At 51.7% G+C, this 16,913-nt stretch carries 16 protein-coding genes; 10 read left to right on the top strand and 6 right to left on the bottom strand.

Annotated elements, in window-relative coordinates; genetic code table 11:
- Positions 1-15 precede the first annotated feature (15 nt).
- Together ACQY8X_RS00545 and ACQY8X_RS00540 are read right to left on the bottom strand one after the other, a co-directional pair.
- Positions 16-1,797, bottom strand: a complete 1,782-nt coding sequence (locus ACQY8X_RS00545) for a Na/Pi cotransporter family protein (protein WP_428033188.1) — start codon at positions 1,795-1,797, stop codon at positions 16-18.
- A 119-nt stretch (positions 1,798-1,916) separates the two neighbouring features.
- Complete coding sequence (locus ACQY8X_RS00540) at positions 1,917-2,633, bottom strand: ComF family protein (protein ID WP_428033187.1); 717 nt, start codon at positions 2,631-2,633, stop codon at positions 1,917-1,919.
- 83 nt (positions 2,634-2,716) lie between these two features.
- On the opposite strand from ACQY8X_RS00540, the gene bioB reads away from it, so the two are divergent.
- The 8 genes from bioB (at position 2,717) to ACQY8X_RS00500 (ending at position 9,477) form a co-directional block, all read left to right on the top strand.
- Entirely contained in the window at positions 2,717-3,763 is a 1,047-nt protein-coding gene (bioB, locus tag ACQY8X_RS00535) for a biotin synthase BioB (protein ID WP_428033209.1), read from the top strand.
- A gap of 48 nt (positions 3,764-3,811) precedes the next feature.
- Positions 3,812-4,981, top strand: coding sequence for an 8-amino-7-oxononanoate synthase (gene bioF / locus ACQY8X_RS00530; protein WP_428033186.1), 1,170 nt, complete (start codon positions 3,812-3,814; stop codon positions 4,979-4,981).
- The gene (locus ACQY8X_RS00525; RefSeq protein ID WP_428033185.1) at positions 4,981-5,745 is read left to right on the top strand and encodes an alpha/beta fold hydrolase; all 765 of its coding nucleotides are present in this window, start codon (positions 4,981-4,983) and stop codon (positions 5,743-5,745) included. Before bioF ends, ACQY8X_RS00525 begins: the two co-directional genes overlap by 1 nt.
- Complete coding sequence (gene bioC / locus ACQY8X_RS00520; protein WP_428033184.1) at positions 5,742-6,527, top strand: malonyl-ACP O-methyltransferase BioC; 786 nt, start codon at positions 5,742-5,744, stop codon at positions 6,525-6,527. The genes ACQY8X_RS00525 and bioC overlap by 4 nt, the downstream gene beginning before the upstream one ends.
- A 5-nt stretch (positions 6,528-6,532) precedes the next feature.
- On the top strand, positions 6,533-7,225 hold the full coding sequence (gene bioD, locus ACQY8X_RS00515; RefSeq protein WP_428033183.1) for a dethiobiotin synthase: 693 nt from the start codon (positions 6,533-6,535) through the stop codon (positions 7,223-7,225).
- 131 nt (positions 7,226-7,356) lie between these two features.
- A complete protein-coding gene (locus tag ACQY8X_RS00510; RefSeq protein ID WP_428033182.1) occupies positions 7,357-7,602 on the top strand; it encodes a hypothetical protein in 246 nt (81 codons plus the stop codon).
- Positions 7,603-7,784: 182 nt separating this feature from the next.
- Complete coding sequence (locus ACQY8X_RS00505) at positions 7,785-8,666, top strand: putative metalloprotease CJM1_0395 family protein (protein WP_428033181.1); 882 nt, start codon at positions 7,785-7,787, stop codon at positions 8,664-8,666.
- 205 nt (positions 8,667-8,871) lie between these two features.
- Positions 8,872-9,477 (top strand): glutathione S-transferase family protein, encoded by a 606-nt coding sequence (locus ACQY8X_RS00500; RefSeq protein WP_428033180.1) that lies wholly within the window; start codon positions 8,872-8,874, stop codon positions 9,475-9,477.
- A 146-nt stretch (positions 9,478-9,623) separates the two neighbouring features.
- On the opposite strand, the gene ACQY8X_RS00495 is transcribed toward ACQY8X_RS00500, so the two are convergent.
- The gene (locus ACQY8X_RS00495; RefSeq protein WP_428033179.1) at positions 9,624-11,777 is read right to left on the bottom strand and encodes a glutamine synthetase III; all 2,154 of its coding nucleotides are present in this window, start codon (positions 11,775-11,777) and stop codon (positions 9,624-9,626) included.
- Positions 11,778-12,155: 378 nt separating this feature from the next.
- Between ACQY8X_RS00495 and ACQY8X_RS00490 the strand changes: the two genes are divergently transcribed.
- Positions 12,156-12,767 (top strand): EF-hand domain-containing protein, encoded by a 612-nt coding sequence (locus ACQY8X_RS00490; protein WP_428033178.1) that lies wholly within the window; start codon positions 12,156-12,158, stop codon positions 12,765-12,767.
- A 117-nt stretch (positions 12,768-12,884) separates the two neighbouring features.
- On the opposite strand, the gene ACQY8X_RS00485 is transcribed toward ACQY8X_RS00490, so the two are convergent.
- The gene (locus tag ACQY8X_RS00485) at positions 12,885-13,559 is read right to left on the bottom strand and encodes a cysteine hydrolase family protein (RefSeq protein WP_428033177.1); all 675 of its coding nucleotides are present in this window, start codon (positions 13,557-13,559) and stop codon (positions 12,885-12,887) included.
- 62 nt (positions 13,560-13,621) lie between these two features.
- Here ACQY8X_RS00485 and ACQY8X_RS00480 point away from each other — a divergent pair, with 62 nt between their 5' ends.
- Positions 13,622-14,395, top strand: a complete 774-nt coding sequence (locus tag ACQY8X_RS00480; protein ID WP_428033176.1) for a DeoR/GlpR family DNA-binding transcription regulator — start codon at positions 13,622-13,624, stop codon at positions 14,393-14,395.
- Between the two features lie 41 nt (positions 14,396-14,436).
- On the opposite strand, the gene ACQY8X_RS00475 is transcribed toward ACQY8X_RS00480, so the two are convergent.
- Positions 14,437-15,765 carry an aspartate aminotransferase family protein gene (locus tag ACQY8X_RS00475; RefSeq protein WP_428033175.1) on the bottom strand — a complete coding sequence of 443 codons (1,329 nt, stop codon included), beginning with the start codon at positions 15,763-15,765 and terminating at the stop codon, positions 14,437-14,439.
- A gap of 11 nt (positions 15,766-15,776) precedes the next feature.
- Positions 15,777-16,772: a phosphotransferase enzyme family protein gene (locus tag ACQY8X_RS00470; protein WP_428033174.1), complete on the bottom strand. Its 996-nt coding sequence runs from the start codon at positions 16,770-16,772 to the stop codon at positions 15,777-15,779.
- Positions 16,773-16,913 lie beyond the last annotated feature (141 nt).

Raw genomic sequence — 16,913 nt, 5'->3', positions numbered from 1 at the left:
GGTTATTGTCTGAGTTCAGTTGACGGCTGCTGGTTTATCCGCTGTATTTGCGGTTGTCTTCACTACGTCATTGTTCAGCGCTACTGTGTTATCGGATTTTGCATCAGACCCCTGTGGGCTTTCCGTAAGCTGAGGGCTTTCGGTTTCCAGGGGCTTTGTTGCTTCTGTATCAGATGTAATCGGTGCGCGATGTTCAACCGGCATCAGGCTGCTCCAGTAACGGGTGCTTTTCTCAGCCTGCTCTCCCAGGCGGTGGATATGACTGAGTGAATCCAGTAGCTCGGTACCCTCATCGGGGCTGAGACGGCCGGCGATCATCGCATCAAGCACATGCTGTTTGATCTTCTGGTATTTCTTCTCCAGCTTATGCAAAATCGCGCGGCTATCAGACGCCGCATTGACCTCTTCATCGTTAATCACTGCGGCATCAAGCATCTTACTGGTGATTTTTTTCAGCTCATAGATATCCTGCTGGGTATTACTGTCGTTAATCTGATGAAACCGTTCGCTGTACTGCACAATAAGACCAGAGAGCCTTGCCATCTCATTAAAGTAACGGGCGACCCGCATCGCACTGGGGAGAATTTCTGAGATCTCTTCACCAATCTGCTGCTGTGCCAGTTTTTGATTAAATTTGCCGATCTCAATGACCAGTTTGTTGATGATCTGTACCTGTGTCTGGACGTGATGGGCGTCGCTTGTTTCAGCACTGAGCGCCTCTTTTGCCAGGGTTGAAGCCATCCGGCTGACCCGGCCCAGTTCCCGGGTCATTGCATCAATTGCCAGAGGCGGGGTTTCGAGAATGTTTTTGTCCAGAAAACGAACCTTACCAAGGTCTTCATCCTCACGCCGAAACAGGGTCTTTAAAAACGCAACCATGGGTGCCGTAATTGGCCACATGATCAGCACCCCGACAACATTAAACAGGGTGTGAAAGAGCGCGAGGAGGATAACCATATCGATGCTCTGCTGGAGGTTTGAACGATTAATTATTCCCGCCAGCCCTATCAGAAGCACTAACCCGACTGTCCCGGTAATCAGATTAAAGAACACATGAGCGCAGGCGATCCGTTTGGCATTGGATGTAGCGCCGATGACAGACAGTGCTGCGGTGGAGGTCGTGCCCAGGTTAGCACCAATAACCAAAGCGCCCGCTGTCGCTAATGGAATCGCTCCGGTTGATGCCATCGATAGTGTGATCGCCATTGCAGCCCCTGACGACTGAATTAACACCGTCAGAATAAATCCGGCCAGTACAAACAGAGCCAGGCCGTAGCTGGTCTGACTGATGGACTCAAACGGGATGCTGTTCTCGAGTCCGTTAAAGGTATCTTTAAGAAATGACAGACCAATAAAGAACAGCCCAAACCCGGTCAGTGCAGTGCCCAGGTGGGCATAACGTTTTTCCCCGCCGACGAGGCGCATGGTCATACCTGCACCGATTATCGGCAGAGCAAAGGCATTAATATTAAAGTTGAAGCCGATTGTTGCAACCAGCCAGCCGGTCATGGTGCTGCCGATATTGCAGCCATAAATGACGGCCACCGATTGTCCCAGATTTAGCAGGCCCGCATTGACAAAGCCGATGGTGGCGACAGTGACGGCGCTGGATGAATTGACTAATGCGGTTATCGCCGTACCGGACAACAAACCTCGCAGCCGGGATCGGGTGGCGGCTTCAAGAACTTTACGCAGTGTCTGACCAGCAGCACGTTTTAAGCCGTCGGTCATTAACTGCATGCCGAGCAGAAAGAGGCCCAGGCCGCCAATCAGGTCACCAATATTACTCAGATCCATTGCGGACTCCTTACTGCGGCATAGCAGGCGGGTTTATTGTTTTTTTCAATTTCAGTACTGACAATCGCTCAAAATAAACAAAGTTAAGGTTTTGATTACACAGTAATAAAAGCGCCAAATTAGAATAAATGCAACTCTTTTGGCGTGCGTGCGATGATCCAGATATAAACCTGCTGGCAGCCTGCTGCTTTGAGAACCTTGCTGATCTCAGCTGCCGTGGTGCCGGTGGTCATCACATCATCAACGACGGCGACCGATGCCGGTGGTGAACTGGTACAGTGAAAACTGTTGCGCAGGTTCTTGCTGCGGGCTTGGCGATCCAGTTCTGCCTGGTGTCGGGTATTGGTTTCTTTGATCAGCAGGCGATTGCTGAAGGGAATTCCCAGGTTATGCGCCACTCTTTTTGCCAGCAGTGCCGCCTGATTATACTGACGTTCCTGTAGCCGTTTGCGGTGCAGTGGAACGGGGATAATCAGCTCGGGCAGCGGTTTATCGCGCAGGTGCTCACTGAGCAACTCTGCCAGTGGGTTGAGGTAGTGAGCCTGACCATTGAATTTAGCCAGTTGAATCAACTGATCAATCGGAAACCGGTATTCAAAAGGGGCGATTACCTGGGTAAACGGCGGTCGCTTTTTCTGGCATGTCGGACAGATAACCTGGGACTGCTTACCGGTTGTAAGCGGATTCGCGCAGCACAGGCAGGCATTTACGATCCAGGGCAGGTCATCGAGACAGGCATTACAGACCTGAGTGGCGGATGCGGGATGTAAGCCGCATAAAATACACAGTCTGTTTTGGCTATAAAATAACCAGTTGTTTTTAGTTTTTGTAAACATAGGTTGACAGATCCTTCTGTCAGATTAAAATTAGCCTTTCCTTAACTCTTTATCTTTCGACCTAATACAGGATATACATGGCGATGCAACAACACCAGACAGAGATCCGACACGACTGGAGCGAGCAGGAAGTACAGGCGCTGTTCGATCTGCCATTTAACGACCTGTTGTTTCAGGCTCAGCTGGTGCATCGTCAGAACTTCAATCCCAATGAAGTGCAGGTGAGCACTCTGTTGTCGATTAAAACGGGTGCGTGTCCCGAAGACTGCAAGTACTGCCCGCAGAGTGGCCACTATAATACCGGTCTGGAGAAAGAGCGCCTGATGCAGGTTGAGGCGGTACTGGAAAAGGCGAAAAAAGCCAAACAGAGTGGATCAACCCGTTTCTGCATGGGCGCAGCCTGGAAGCATCCTGCGGATAAAGATATGCCTTATGTTATCGAGATGGTGAAAGGGGTTAAGGCGCTGGGCCTGGAAACCTGTATGACGCTGGGGATGCTGGATGAAGATAAGGCGGGGCAACTGGCGGAAGCCGGGCTGGATTACTACAACCACAATCTGGATACCTCGCCAGAGTTTTACGACAAAATCATTACCACCCGTACCTATCAGGATCGTCTGGATACGCTGCACCATGTGCGCGAGTCCGGCATGAAAATCTGTTCCGGTGGTATTCTGGGGATGGGGGAAACGGCCAATGATCGTATCGGTCTGTTGCGCCAGCTGGCGAATCTGCCGACGCAGCCGGAAAGTGTACCGATCAACATGCTGGTTAAAGTGAAGGGCACGCCGCTGGAAAATGCTGAAGATCTGGATAATCTGGATTTTATCCGTACCATCGCAGTGGCCCGGATCATGATGCCACAGTCCCATGTGCGTCTGTCTGCCGGGCGTGAAAGCATGAGTGATGAGATGCAGGCGCTGACCTTTATGGCCGGTGCCAACTCGATCTTCTATGGTGAATGCCTGCTGACCACCCCTAATCCTGAAACCCATCGCGACCTGCAACTGTTTAAGCGTCTGGGGATTAATCCAGAGCAGCGGATCTCCGACACCGATGAAACACAGGAACAGGCGATTATCAGCACGCTGCATAAACAGCAGGATGAGTCGTTCTTCTACGAAGCCTGATTAATCTTCCCGCCGGGCTGTCACAGACAGCCCCTATAGGATCTGACCATGTCTTTTGATCAGCTGAGCGCTGAGTTACAGGCGCGTAAAGAGCAGTCGCTATACCGTCAGCGACGGATCTTACAAAGTCCTCAGGCACCTGAAGTGATTGTCGATGGCAAAGCCTGTCTGGCCTTCTGTTCCAACGATTATCTCGGTCTGGCAAACCATCCCGACGTGATCGCCGCCCTGAAACAGGGGGCTGACAGTTATGGTGTCGGTGGTGGCGCTTCCCATCTGGTGAATGGCCACAGTCAGGCACATCACGCGCTTGAAGAGGAGCTGGCCGAGTTTACCGGTCGTCCCCGGGCATTGCTGTTCTCCACCGGTTATATGGCCAATATTGGTGCGGTTAATGCCCTGCTGGATAAACGGGATGCGGTGTTTCAGGACCGGGTCAATCATGCTTCGTTACTGGATGCCGGTCTGCTCAGCGGTGCGCGCTTTCAGCGCTTTCTGCATAACGATGCCGATAATCTCAATACCCGTCTGCAACGTACCGACGCCCGGCGTAAGCTGGTGGTCTGTGACGGTGTCTTCAGTATGGATGGCGATCTGGCTGAGTTGCCAGCGATCTGTCAAACCTCCGCTGCTCATAATGCCTGGGTGATGGTGGATGATGCTCACGGTTTTGGCTGTATCGGTAAGCAGGGGCGCGGTACGGTTGACCATTTTGGCCTGGGGAATGATCAGGTGCAGATCTTAGTCGGCACACTGGGAAAGTCGTTTGGTACCTCTGGCGCATTTGTTGCCGGTTCTGAAGAGCTGATCGAAACCCTGATTCAGCATGCCCGCACCTATATCTATACCACCAGTATGTCGCCTGCTATCGCGTCAGCAACCCGCGTCAGCCTGAAGCTGTTACAACAGGAGGAGTGGCGCCAGGAAAAACTCAACCAGCTGATTCAACGTTTTCGCAACGGCTGCGAACAGCTGGGGTTGCCGCTGATGGCATCTCCGACACCGATACAGCCGATTCTGGTGGGTGAGGCTGACCAGGCGATGGCGATCAGTGCGGCGCTGGAAGCGAAAGGGATCTTTATCGGTGCTATCCGGCCACCGACCGTGCCGCAGGGCGCGGCCCGCTTAAGGGTTACCATCAGCGCGACTCATACGGATGAGCAGTTAGATAGATTGCTGGATGCGCTGGATGAGGTGATGACAGGAATGACGGATTGATGCTTTATTCTGAACAACAGGGCAATCCGCAGGGACAACCACTGGTGCTGTTGCATGGCTGGGGTATGCACAGTGGGGTCTGGTGTACGCTTCTGCCTGAGTTGCAGCGAGATTTCCATATCACTCTGATTGATCTGCCTGGACTGGGGCGTAGCGCTGAAACCCTGCCTGATGACTACAACCTTGCGTCCGTTACGCAGTTACTCGCCGAGGTTGCGCCTGCATCTGCGGTCTGGCTTGGCTGGTCACTTGGTGGCATTATCAGCATGACGTTTGCCCAGCGTTACCCTGATCGGGTCAGTGGGCTGATCACTCTGGGCACCAGTCCCTGTTTTGTTGAGCGGCCTGACTGGTGTTTTGGTATGGACGAGGCAACCTATCGCCAGTTTGAAGATGATCTTGCCGCTAACCCTGCTAAAACGCTGCAACGTTTTAATATGCTTCAGACACAGGGCAGCGACACCGCTCGTGCCGATCTGAAATCATTGAAGCAGATTCTCTCTGAAGTAGCGCCGCCCCAGCAGGCACTGGTTGATAGTCTGGCGCTGTTACGTGAGGATTACCGTGGTCTGTACTCCTCCACTGAACACGCCACTCTACACCTGCTCTGTGATCAGGATATTCTTGCCCCGGCAGCAATGGCAGATGAGCTTGCACTGCTGCAACCTCAGGCTGGAATTGCTGTACTGGCAGATCAGTCTCATATTGGCTTTCTGTCTGCGCCGCAGAAACTGGCCGAGAAAATCCGAACGTTCAGTTTATGAGTGTCCAGTTTCTAAAACCGCAGATTGCCGAGTCATTCAGCCGGGCCGCAGTGAGCTACGATAGCGTTGCCCAGTTGCAGCGCCGAATCGGTCATCACCTGCTGGCTCAGATATCTCTGTCATCTGCTGACGTGGTGATGGATCTGGGGTGTGGCACAGGTTATTTTGTACCGTTGTTGTCTGAACAGGCAAAACCGCAGCAACTGATCTGCCTTGATCTTGCCCAGGGGATGCTCCGGTATGCCCGTCAGACGCGCGCAACCCCGAACACACTGTGGCTCTGCGGTGATGCTGAGAGTCTGCCGTTGGCGGATAACTCTGTTGATCTCATCTTCTCCTCTCTGGCGATTCAGTGGTGTGAAGATCTTGCTGCGTTGTTTAGTGAGGCGGCGCGGGTATTGAAACCTGGCGGGCGTTTTCTTTTCAGTACGCTGGGGCCGAACACCCTGCATGAGCTGCGTGACGCCTGGTCGGATGTGGATAGCTTTCAGCATGTGAATCGTTTTATCAGTTTTCCCCGTTTGCAGGTTTGTGCTGAAGGTTATCTGCAAAAAGTCAGTCTGATAGAGACTGAGGAGTTGCTGCTGTACGATCAGTTGCGTGAACTGACTGCTGAGTTAAAGGGAATCGGGGCCCATAATATCAGTGCCGGTCGACAGAGCGGCCTGACCGGCAAAGCCCGGGTGATCGCTTTTAAGCAGGCCTATGAACAGTTTCGACGGTCGGATGGTAAGCTACCGGCGACCTATCAGGTATTTTACGGTGACTTTATTAATGGATAGGCTAAATGGCTAAGCGTACTTTCTTTGTTGCAGGCACTGATACTGATGTTGGCAAAACCGTTGTTTCGGCAGGATTACTAGAAGCGGCTAATCAGCGCGGCCTCTCTACCGTCGCGGTGAAACCGATCGCTGCGGGATGTGAGCAGACCGAAGCGGGGTTACGCAACAGCGATGCGCTGATACTGCAGCAGAGCGCTTCCATAAAACTGAGTTATGAGCAGGTAAACCCCATCGCACTGGAACCGCCCATTGCCCCTCATATCGCGGCACAGCAGGCCGGGCGTCGTCTGGATGCAGACCGTATAGCGGCACTCTGTCGCGGCGTGATGATGCAGCCTGCAGATTTTATGATTATTGAGGGAGCGGGTGGCTGGCGGGTACCGCTGAATAACCGTCAGACCCTGGCGGATATTCCCAAATTGTTGCGTACCCCGGTGATTCTGGTGGTGGGGATGAAGCTCGGGTGCATCAGCCATACCCTGCTGACCGTTGAGGCGATCGTCAAAGACGGGCTACGGTTGGCTGGCTGGGTTGCCAATCGGGCTGAGCCCGACATGAGCTGTTACAGCGAGAATCTGGAAACCCTGAAAGCGATGCTATCGGCACCGTTACTGGCTGAAATACCCCATATTGAGGAGTGTTCTGCGCAGACTATAGCTAAATACATCGATTTAGAGCCGCTTCTGACTGTTCAATAAATGACCTGTATGCTTCTCTGAGCTATAATAGCCTCAGATAAGTTTTTGCAAGCATGTTTTTCACCGTTAACGTTTGTCAGTCTTGCAGCAGAGTAGTACTGCAGGCAGACGTGAAGAGAGCAGGTGTGTTTATGAATGTTACATCAGCATTGAGTACAGGGGTTCTCGGTATCAACCGGGGTCTGGATGGTGTTCAAAAAGCGGCGTCTGATATCGCGGGCGCAGGCAAAACCAATACCCCGGAAGAAGCTACTGGCAGGGATATAAATGAGTCTATTGCCGAGCTGGCGGTAGAAAAAAACGCTGTTGCTGCATCCACTAAAGTGGTTCAGTCTGTTGACGGCACGCTGGGTACACTGATCGATATCCGGGCCTGAGTTGCAGCGGTTTTTCAGAAGCAGGTGTTTAAACCTATAACTGTTATATATCTCTTAAGGGCCTGGATTTAAAAATGGGCTTTCAATGAAACGTTTTTAATGATCAGGGTTTAATAACATTTGTTACAACACTCAGTTTCCAGAAGTAAGGAGCCGGAGATCAATTACGGGAGGTGAGGGTGATGCAGTTACCGTTAACTGCCAATTCACTTACGTTGAATACATATTCATCCAACAACACTGCCGGTAAACATCAACCTGCAGTATCGGGTACTGCTTTACCCGCTTCATTATCTTCACCATCTTTACTTATCCCCGCAACGTTACAGACTTCTCCGATAAAACCCGTTGATGCTCCTGCTGCAGGCGGATCAGCCGAGTTCTACACCGATGAACAGCCGCTGAGTCGCGATGGGCGAAACGCTTCATCAGTGACGGATAGTGATACTAAAGATCCTCAAAATACAGATCCTCAGAATAATGAACAACAGTTGTTGCGTGAGCTGTCAGCCCGTGACCGGGAGGTGCGGCAGCACGAACTGAGTCACGCTGCCGCGGGCGGACAATATGCCGGTGCACCAACCTTCGAGTATCAGCGCGGGCCTGATGGGCGTCTCTATGCGGTGGGTGGTGAAGTCAGCATCGATACCTCTCCGGTGCCGAATGATCCTGAAGCGACACTGGAGAAGGCTGAAGTTATTCTCCGAGCTGCGCTGGCAGTAGCTGACCCCTCGCCCCAGGATCGGGCAATAGCGGCCCGGGCTGCAGCGATGGCAGCGGAAGCCCGGGCAGAGCTTGGGCAACAGAGACAGGCGTCAGATCAGAATAGTGGTGATCAGCGAGAAGCTGATCAGATGCGTGAGGCGCGTCGTTCTGAAGAGCAGCAACAGCGCATCAAAGATCAGCAGGAACAGGGAGACTCGCAGTCGGAAAAACTACAGGAGTTTAGTAAACAGCTGGAGGAGGTAAACCAGAAGTTTGCCGAGATTAACCAACGACTGATTGATGCGGGTGTGTTTAAGAAGCTGTTCGCTGAAGGGTTTATTTTTGATGAGAGGGTATAAGAGCATCGCCTCGTTTTACCGCTTCCCGAACGATCTGATAGCAGATAAAACTAGCATTACCGATTTTAAATCCTGAACTTTGCGCTCTGCCAGCCTGTCATAGCATCAGGCCATCGACGTTTTCACCGCTTTAGACTGTAAGAAACTCTGGCCTCTCGATAATAAACCCTTTAAATCAGATTGTTATATAGCAGGATGTGTTTACATGGCTAAGATTAAGGTTACCTATTTTGATATTAATGGCGGTCGGGCTGAGCCGATTCGTCTGGCACTGCACTGCCTTGGTCAGGAGTTTGAAGATTATCGTTTTCAGTTCAGTGAGTTTGCCGAAGTACGCAAGGGAACCCCTTTTGGGCAGGTGCCGGTTGTTGAGCTGGATGGCGAACAGATTACTCAGTCTAACGCCCTGTGCCGCTACTTCGGTAAACAGGCGGGACTCTATCCCGAGGATAACTATCAGGCATTGTTGTGTGATGAGGTCATGGATGTAGTCGAGGATATCAGTCATAAACTATCCGCCACGATGACCATGAGCGGCGAAGCGCTGAAAAATGCTCGTGAACAGTTAGTCGGGCCACTGACCACCTATCTCCAATGGCTGGGTGCGCGTTTGACAAAACAGGGTGGGGAGTATTTTGCCGATAACCGCTTAACTATTGCCGATCTGAAAGTGTTTGTTGTGGTTCAGTGGCTGGGTTCTGGCATGCTTGATCACCTGCCGTTGACGCTGGTTGAGGATGTTGCTCCAGAGCTTCTGGAACATCTGAAACGGATCACAGAGCATCCGCAGATCAAATCTTATTATGTATAGTGCATAACCTGATAAAGCCGCTCCCGGTTTGAGCATCATAAGCGGATGCTTGGATAACTGGGGTGAGGCTGGAAATAAAAAAGCACTGGCCTTGCGGTCAGTGCTTTTTTCATGCCCCGAAAGGGCGGGTGAGATTTTAAATGCGGTTATTTGATGAACAGCATCTCACGGTATTTAGGCAGCGGCCACAGGTCATCAGCAACCAGTGTTTCCAACTTGTCAGCTGAAGCCCGCACCTCATCCATCAGGCCACGAACCTCGGAAGCCAGGAAGCTCATATGGGCTTCGGTGGACTCAAAGTGCTCTGATGCCAGTGCAGCATTCAGTTTTTCAACAGAAGCCATCATCGCACTAGCGGTTTCAGCTACGGCACCGGCAGGTGAGTAGTCAAGTTTAATACCGGTAGAAGCGATGCTGGACAGGTAGTTGATAGCCGCCGGATAGATCATCGTCGTCGCCATCTCTGAAACCAGCTTCGCCTCGACCTCAATTGACAGAACATACTGTTCAGCATACACCTCAAAACGGCTGGCCAGTTCAACCGGTGTCAGCACGCCGGTCTTAGCAAACAATTCAACCACCTCAGGTGATTTGAATGCAGGCAGCGCATCTGCGGTGGTGGGAATATTCTGCAGGCCGCGTTCTTCGACTGCCGCTCTGTGCCATTCGGCAGAATAACCGTCACCGCCAAAGACTACATTGCCATGCAGTTGCATCAGCTCTTGCAGTACGCTGAATACCGCTGTTGCTTTGTCTGCATCTTTAGCCAGTTCCGCTTCCAGCTTCTCAGCAATCCACTCCAGAGAGTCAGCCAGCATGGTGTTCATAGCGACCAGTGGGCCGGAAACAGACTGAGATGAACCCACCGCACGGAACTCAAAACGGTTGCCGGTAAAGGCGAATGGAGAGGTACGGTTACGGTCACCTGGATCGCGTTCAAACTTCAGAATTTGTGATAGCCCCAGATCCATCAGCCCGCCGGTGGTTGGAACATGTAGCTCGCCGGTTTTGATATTGTCAAACACCTTTTCCAGCTGGCTACCCAGATAGACTGACAGAATAGCCGGAGGCGCTTCGTTGGCACCTAAACGGTGGTCGTTGGCGGCAGATGCGATCGCTGCGCGCAATAGTGGTCCAAATTTGTGCACGCCGCGAATTACTGCACCACAAAAGAGCAGGAAGTTCAGGTTCTCATTTGGTGTACTACCTGGATCAAGCAGGTTGCCCTGGGTAGCGTTACCGACAGACCAGTTAACATGCTTACCGGAACCATTCACACCAGCAAATGGTTTTTCGTGCAACAGGCAGACAAATCCATGTTCTTTCGCGGTTTTCTTCAGCAAAGTCATCAGCAATTGCTGATGATCAGAGGCAACGTTAGCCGCTTCAAAGTAAGGCGCGATTTCAAATTGGCCGGGTGCCACTTCATTGTGATGAGTCTTGGCAGGGATGCCCAGTCGGTAGAGTTTGTCCTCTAAATCCTGCATAAATACCTGAACACGCTCAGGGATTGCACCAAAATAGTGATCATCAAACTGCTGACCTTTAGCCGGTGGAGCACCAAACAGGGTTCTGCCTGCTAGCAGCAGGTCGGGACGTGTGTTGGCAAACAGCTCGTCAACCAGGAAGTATTCCTGTTCTGCACCGCAACTGGAGTTCAGTGTAGCGATCTCAGTTTCGCCCATCAGTGTCAGAACTTTCTTCGCTGCTTTATCCATAGCCGCATTGGAGCGCAGCAGAGGAATTTTCTTATCCAGCGCTTCGCCAGTCCATGACATAAAGACGCTTGGGATCATCAGCACAGCGCCGTTTGCGGTATGCATAATGTACGCAGGGCTGGTTGGGTCCCATGCGGTGTAACCGCGGGCAGCATTGGTCATACGCAGGCTGCCGTTCGGGAATGATGAACCGTCTGGCTCACCTTTGATCAGTAAACTGCCGGTAAATTCGGTGATTGCGCCGCCATCTGAGTTGGTTACAACGAAACCGTCGTGTTTCTCTGCCGTCGCATTAGTCATTGGATAGAAGATGTGAGAGAAGAACTTGGCGCCTTTCGACATCGCCCAGTCTTTCATCGCCGCAGCAACAACATCAGCGACAGCAGGGTCAAGCTCTTCGCCGGTTTGTACCGTTTTCTTAATCGCTTTAAACGCAGACTTTGAAAGAGACTCTTCCATTTGCTGCAAACTAAATACATCAGAGGCCCAGATTTTATTCAGTGGCTCAGTCATTTTTGTTTCAAATGGTTTTGCACTGGTGATTTCGTAAACCGCCTTAACGCGAGATTCATTTCCGCTCATGTACTACCTCTGGTATGCAAAATATTCTGGTGGACTTTGGTTACTGCGGATCGTGACAACCCAGTTAACCAATAGCTGACAAGCTATTGGTGTTTTACACAGCAATAATTGAACCAGTTTTATGATTGGCGACGGGTTGTACGAATAATTTTTCAGACGGCGTCGCTTTTGGCCGAACACCGGGATGGACTTGCCTGACTCCGGGTGCTCCGTAATGGATCAAAATCATATTCTTTGACTATTTATTGATCTGTTGCTGACTGGCCGTGGTCTAAAGAGAGTAGATTAGAAGAGTGCTTCTTTAAGCACTTTTATCCATGAGCGGCTATTAATGAGCTCATTTAAATTTAACAGATATTTACCCTGTAGAGGCTTATCATGAAAACACGACTCAGAGTCAGGTTATCCCCGATCTCAGCCCTACTGTCGATCTCTGCCGGTTGTATGATGATATTGGTGGCTCAGGCTGCGGATATTCCGGCACGGGGGCCTATCCCCTTTGCGGTTTATGACCAGGATGGAAACGGTGTTATTAGTCAGGAAGAGTTTGATGATATCCGTAACCAGCGCAGACAGCGCAACGTTGCTGCCGGTACCCCGATGCCGGGGATGGCGAATGCACCGATGTTCCGGGATTTTGACAGCGATGGCGATGGTCAGATCAGCGCCGCTGAATTGCAGGCCGGGCAGACCGCTCAGCGAAACCTGAAGGGCCAGAACCAACCGATGGGTGCCGGTAAAAACGGCATGATGGGCGCTGGCCGCAATCAGCCGTCCTTCAGTGATGTTGATCAGAACGGTGATGGTTTCATCAGCCAGGAGGAGATGAATACCTTCCGTAATGCGCGCATCACTGAGCGGGCTCAGGCGGGGTATCCCATGCGCAATCTCGCCAATATGAAATCATTTGAGGAGATGGATAGCAATCATGATCAGATGCTGGATGCCAGCGAGTTTAGTCAGCATCAGATGCAACAGCGTAATCCTTAAGAATAGTGGCTGCTTCAACCGGGCTTAAGCGAATTGCAATAGGCGGTTTTATCTAAGCGGGGGACGAACAGCGTTGATTGTTCGCTCCCCGTTTTACTTTCATGCCGCAGGCGAGGATTAAAGCAGCATATTTTTCAGATCATCTTTACGGACGACATGGCAGTAGATCATGTTGATGATCTCCAGTTCCCGTTGATGGATCTCATCGGTGGCGGCGGCACAGCAGTCATCAACCACCAGCACCTCAAAGCTTTCATCCGCCAGGCTGCGAACGGTGGAGGAGATGCACTGGTCGGTAAAAATACCCGCGATAATCACCCGTTTAATCCCCATATTCTGAAGTGTCAGACGCAGGTTGGTACCCGTGAGGGCAGAGTCTGTGGTTTTTAAAACGGTAATCTCATCACCGACAGGGGCCAGTTCTGGCACAATCTGGCTGTCATAGCGGTCTTTCGGTAATAACAGGTAGTTAAAGCCCGGTTTTTTCTGGCTTAAAGAGCGGTCGCGGCCATTTTCGGTCTGGCAGGCGATCCGGGCGAACATCACCTCGATACCCTGCTGTCTGGAGAGTTCAATCAGCTCGGCGGTGTTGGGGATAACCGTGTGGTTCATCCGCTGAAAGAATGGCTGCCAGCGCCGATCTTCCTCAGCATCGGCTTTGGACTCAAGGTAGGTTTTCTGTATATCGATGACCAGCAGAGCGGTTTGCTGAGGGTATATTATGATATCCTCAGGCTCATCGGCACAGGCATAGTAAAAGGAGCGGTAGGCTGTTTTCCAGTTCCACGTCATGTGTTTCTCCTGAGTAATATCAATGTGTTGCACAACAACAGAGAGTGAGTTAGTTTGATTTCATGGTAACGAATAAAAAAACAAAGCGTCAGAAACGGATTGTTGAAGAGCTTGGGTTTCAGCCCGGTTTGCGGATTACCGATCTGGCTGAAAAGCTGAGTGTATCGGCTGAAACTGTCCGTCGGGATCTGGATGAACTGACTCAGCAGGGACTTATAGACCGTACTTACGGCGGTGCCGTGGTGCGCAACAATATGCAGGAGCCGGTGCTCAACGAACGGCAGAATCTGATGGTGGACGAGCGCCAGAAGATCGCACGGGCTGCGGTACCGGTGCTGACCGGTGGTAAGCATTTTATGATCGGTTCGGGCGCTACCACGGTGCATCTTGCCCGACGCATGGCGTATGAGATGCACAATATTACGGTGTTCACCCACTCGTTTGGAGTGGCCACTGTGTTGTCGCTGAATCCGACCATTAAAGTGTTTATGGCTCCGGGCCGCTATTATGCGCCGGAAGGAGCGTTGCATGGGTCGCAGACTATTCGCTATCTGCAAAACTTTCGTGCCGACTGGGCTATTCTCGGCGCCAGTGGTCTCGATCTTGAAGGCGGTAGTGATGCGGTGATTGAAGCGGGAGAGGTCTATGGTGCTATGATTTCGCGCTCGACCCGGGCGATGATTGTGGCCGACCATAGCAAATTTGATCTTACCTTTGCTGCGAAATACAGCAGTTGGAATGAGATCGATGTACTGGCCTGTGATGAGCGGCCGAAGGGCGAGCTGGCGCGGGTAATCGACGCCGCAGGCACTTCGGTGGTCACCTACGAACGATGAACTGTAGCGGGTTAAACAGACGCGGTTCTCACTGTTCATGATCAGTTGGCGAGTCGTTCCAGAACCTTCTTTATCGCATCAATAAAAAAGTCCGCCTCTTTCTGGTTAAGACACAATGGTGGTCGAATTTTCAGGGTATGGCCATAGGGACCTGCGGCACCAATCAATACCTTTTCATCACGCAAACCATTGATCACCTGGATTGCCAGTTGGGCTGCAGGTTCTCCTGTCCCGGGATCGCACAGATCGAGGCCGATAAACAGCCCGGCACCTCTTATCTCACCAATGCGTTTATCGGTTTTACTCAGCAGGGTCAGCTGCTGTCTCAGATAGAGACCGATGGTTTTTGCGTTTTGCTGCAGGCCTTCCTGCTCTATCACTTCCATCACCGCCATTGCTGCCGCTGCCGCCACAGGGGTGCCGCCGAAGGTGTTGAAATAGCCCACATCGTCGCAGAAGTTTTGCAGCAGGTCGGGTTTAACCACCAGTGCCGCGACCGGGAAACCATTACCCATCGGTTTGCCCATCGTCACCATGTCTGGCACTACGCCATGACGCTGAAAACCCCAGAAACAATCGCCGGTGCGGCCAAAGCCCGGCTGCACTTCATCGGCGATATACAAACCTCCGGCCCGGTGAACCGTATCAACCGCTGATTTGAGAAAGCCTGCAGGATCGCTGAAGACGCCATCACTGGAAAATATAGAGTCACACAACAGCGCGGCAACGCCGTAACCCCGGTCTGTTAACAACGCTATTGCCCCGCTGACGGCCTGATTAAACCCGGCTTCAATGTCATCGCCATAAGCCGCACTGCCAGGTTCCGGAATGGTGACTACATAGTCAGGGCATACACCATGTTTAAGTGCGGAAGGTGAGACCTGGGTGACATACTCTGTATTGCCGTGGTAAGCGGTGGCGGTGACGATAAAACCCTGTGATCCGGTGTTGGTTTTCGCAATGCGCATCGCCAGATCATTCGCTTCGCTACCACTGCAGGTCATCACCACATTTTTTAATTCCGGTGGCAGGGTCGACTTCAGCTTTTCCAGGTAGCTTTCAGTGATCTCACTCAGGTAACGGGAGTTAGTATTAAGTGTTTCTAACTGCTGGGTGATGGCGGCTGTTACATGGGGATGACAGTGACCAACCGAGGGCACATTGTTGTAAAAATCGAGATAGCGCTCACCGGCCACATCGGTCATCCAGCAGCCCCGGGCGGACACCATCTCTATCGGTTTTTTATAAAACAGTACCGAGGCCGCACCGATATTGTCTGTCCTGCGTTTTAGCAGAGGGCTCGCGATGCTTTCCTGGCTGCTGGCATCGAAGGCATTCATATCCAGAATGCCACGTTTATTATTCGACATGCGCGTTTCCATTATTGATGACTGGAGAGGTATTGAGCCGCTATCTTTACGGTTCCGTCGGTGAAACCTGATCCGAGTTCCTCTGCTGTGGGGGTTTCACTGTGACTGGCAAGCCAGGCGGTCAGCAAGATCCGGCGCAGGGTGATAAAGGTTGGGAACATCGCTTCATCGGCCTCTGAAAGCGGCCGGTTGTTGCGGTAACCTTCAATCCAGGCTGTTTGCAGGTCGGGAATGATCGGGTCTTCTTCTATAAAACTGATAGCGGCTGCAAAATCATACATAAACCAGCTCAGCCCGCAGTCATCAAAATCGATTACCCCTAAACGGTCACCCTCGATCAACAGGTTGGCCAGCCGCAGATCGGCATGCACCAGACCAAAGCGGTTTTCGCCCATACCGTATGCATCGAGTTTATCTCTGATTATCAGACAGGCTGCTTCTATGGTGCTGCGGCCTGTGTCGGTCAGGCCTGCCGCGGCCCGCCAGTCGCCCCACAGCGGCGTCGCTCCGAGCATGGTTTCAAAGTTCCAAGTTTTGCGAACAAAGTTAATCGGTCGTATCCAGCTCTGAGAATGGTTGTGCAGTTTTGCGCTGATACTGCCCAGTTGTCTGAAACCATTGACCAGCTCTGCATCTGCGGAGGGTTCCTTGCCGGACATAAAGCTGAATGCCACCACATCCCGTGTTTCATGGCCGGTGGTGAATGACGCAATCAGCGATCCGCTGAGCGTTTTGATCGGTTCTGGTGTTTCCACCACGCCCTGCTGGCGCAGATCGTTAATCCACAGCAGTTCAGAGTTGATCTCGTCGCGGGTGTGATAGCCAGGGCGGTGAACGCGCAGGATAAGCTGCCTGTTCTGTAGCGGGTCAAAAGCCAGACAGGTCATATTCTCAGAGATAGTCAGTAGGCTGACTTCGGTCTGGTCTGACAGGCCCCACTCTCCGGCCAGACTCCGCGTGCCACACAGTAGCTCATCCAGTAGTTGATCGCTATATAGACCACTCATAACGGGGTATCTCCAGAGGCTGTTGAAATTGTCATTGTTGTTGAAGGTTAAACATAAAATGTTTGACTTACAACATTTATTAATGCAATTTGTGTGTAGTTGCTCAAAATATAATCTGATTTGTTGCAGTGTAACGCATTG

Source organism: Amphritea sp. (assembly GCF_050300915.1).
In the GTDB taxonomy this organism is placed as follows: domain Bacteria; phylum Pseudomonadota; class Gammaproteobacteria; order Pseudomonadales; family Balneatricaceae; genus Amphritea.
This window is presented reverse-complemented; position numbering and strand designations above follow the sequence as displayed.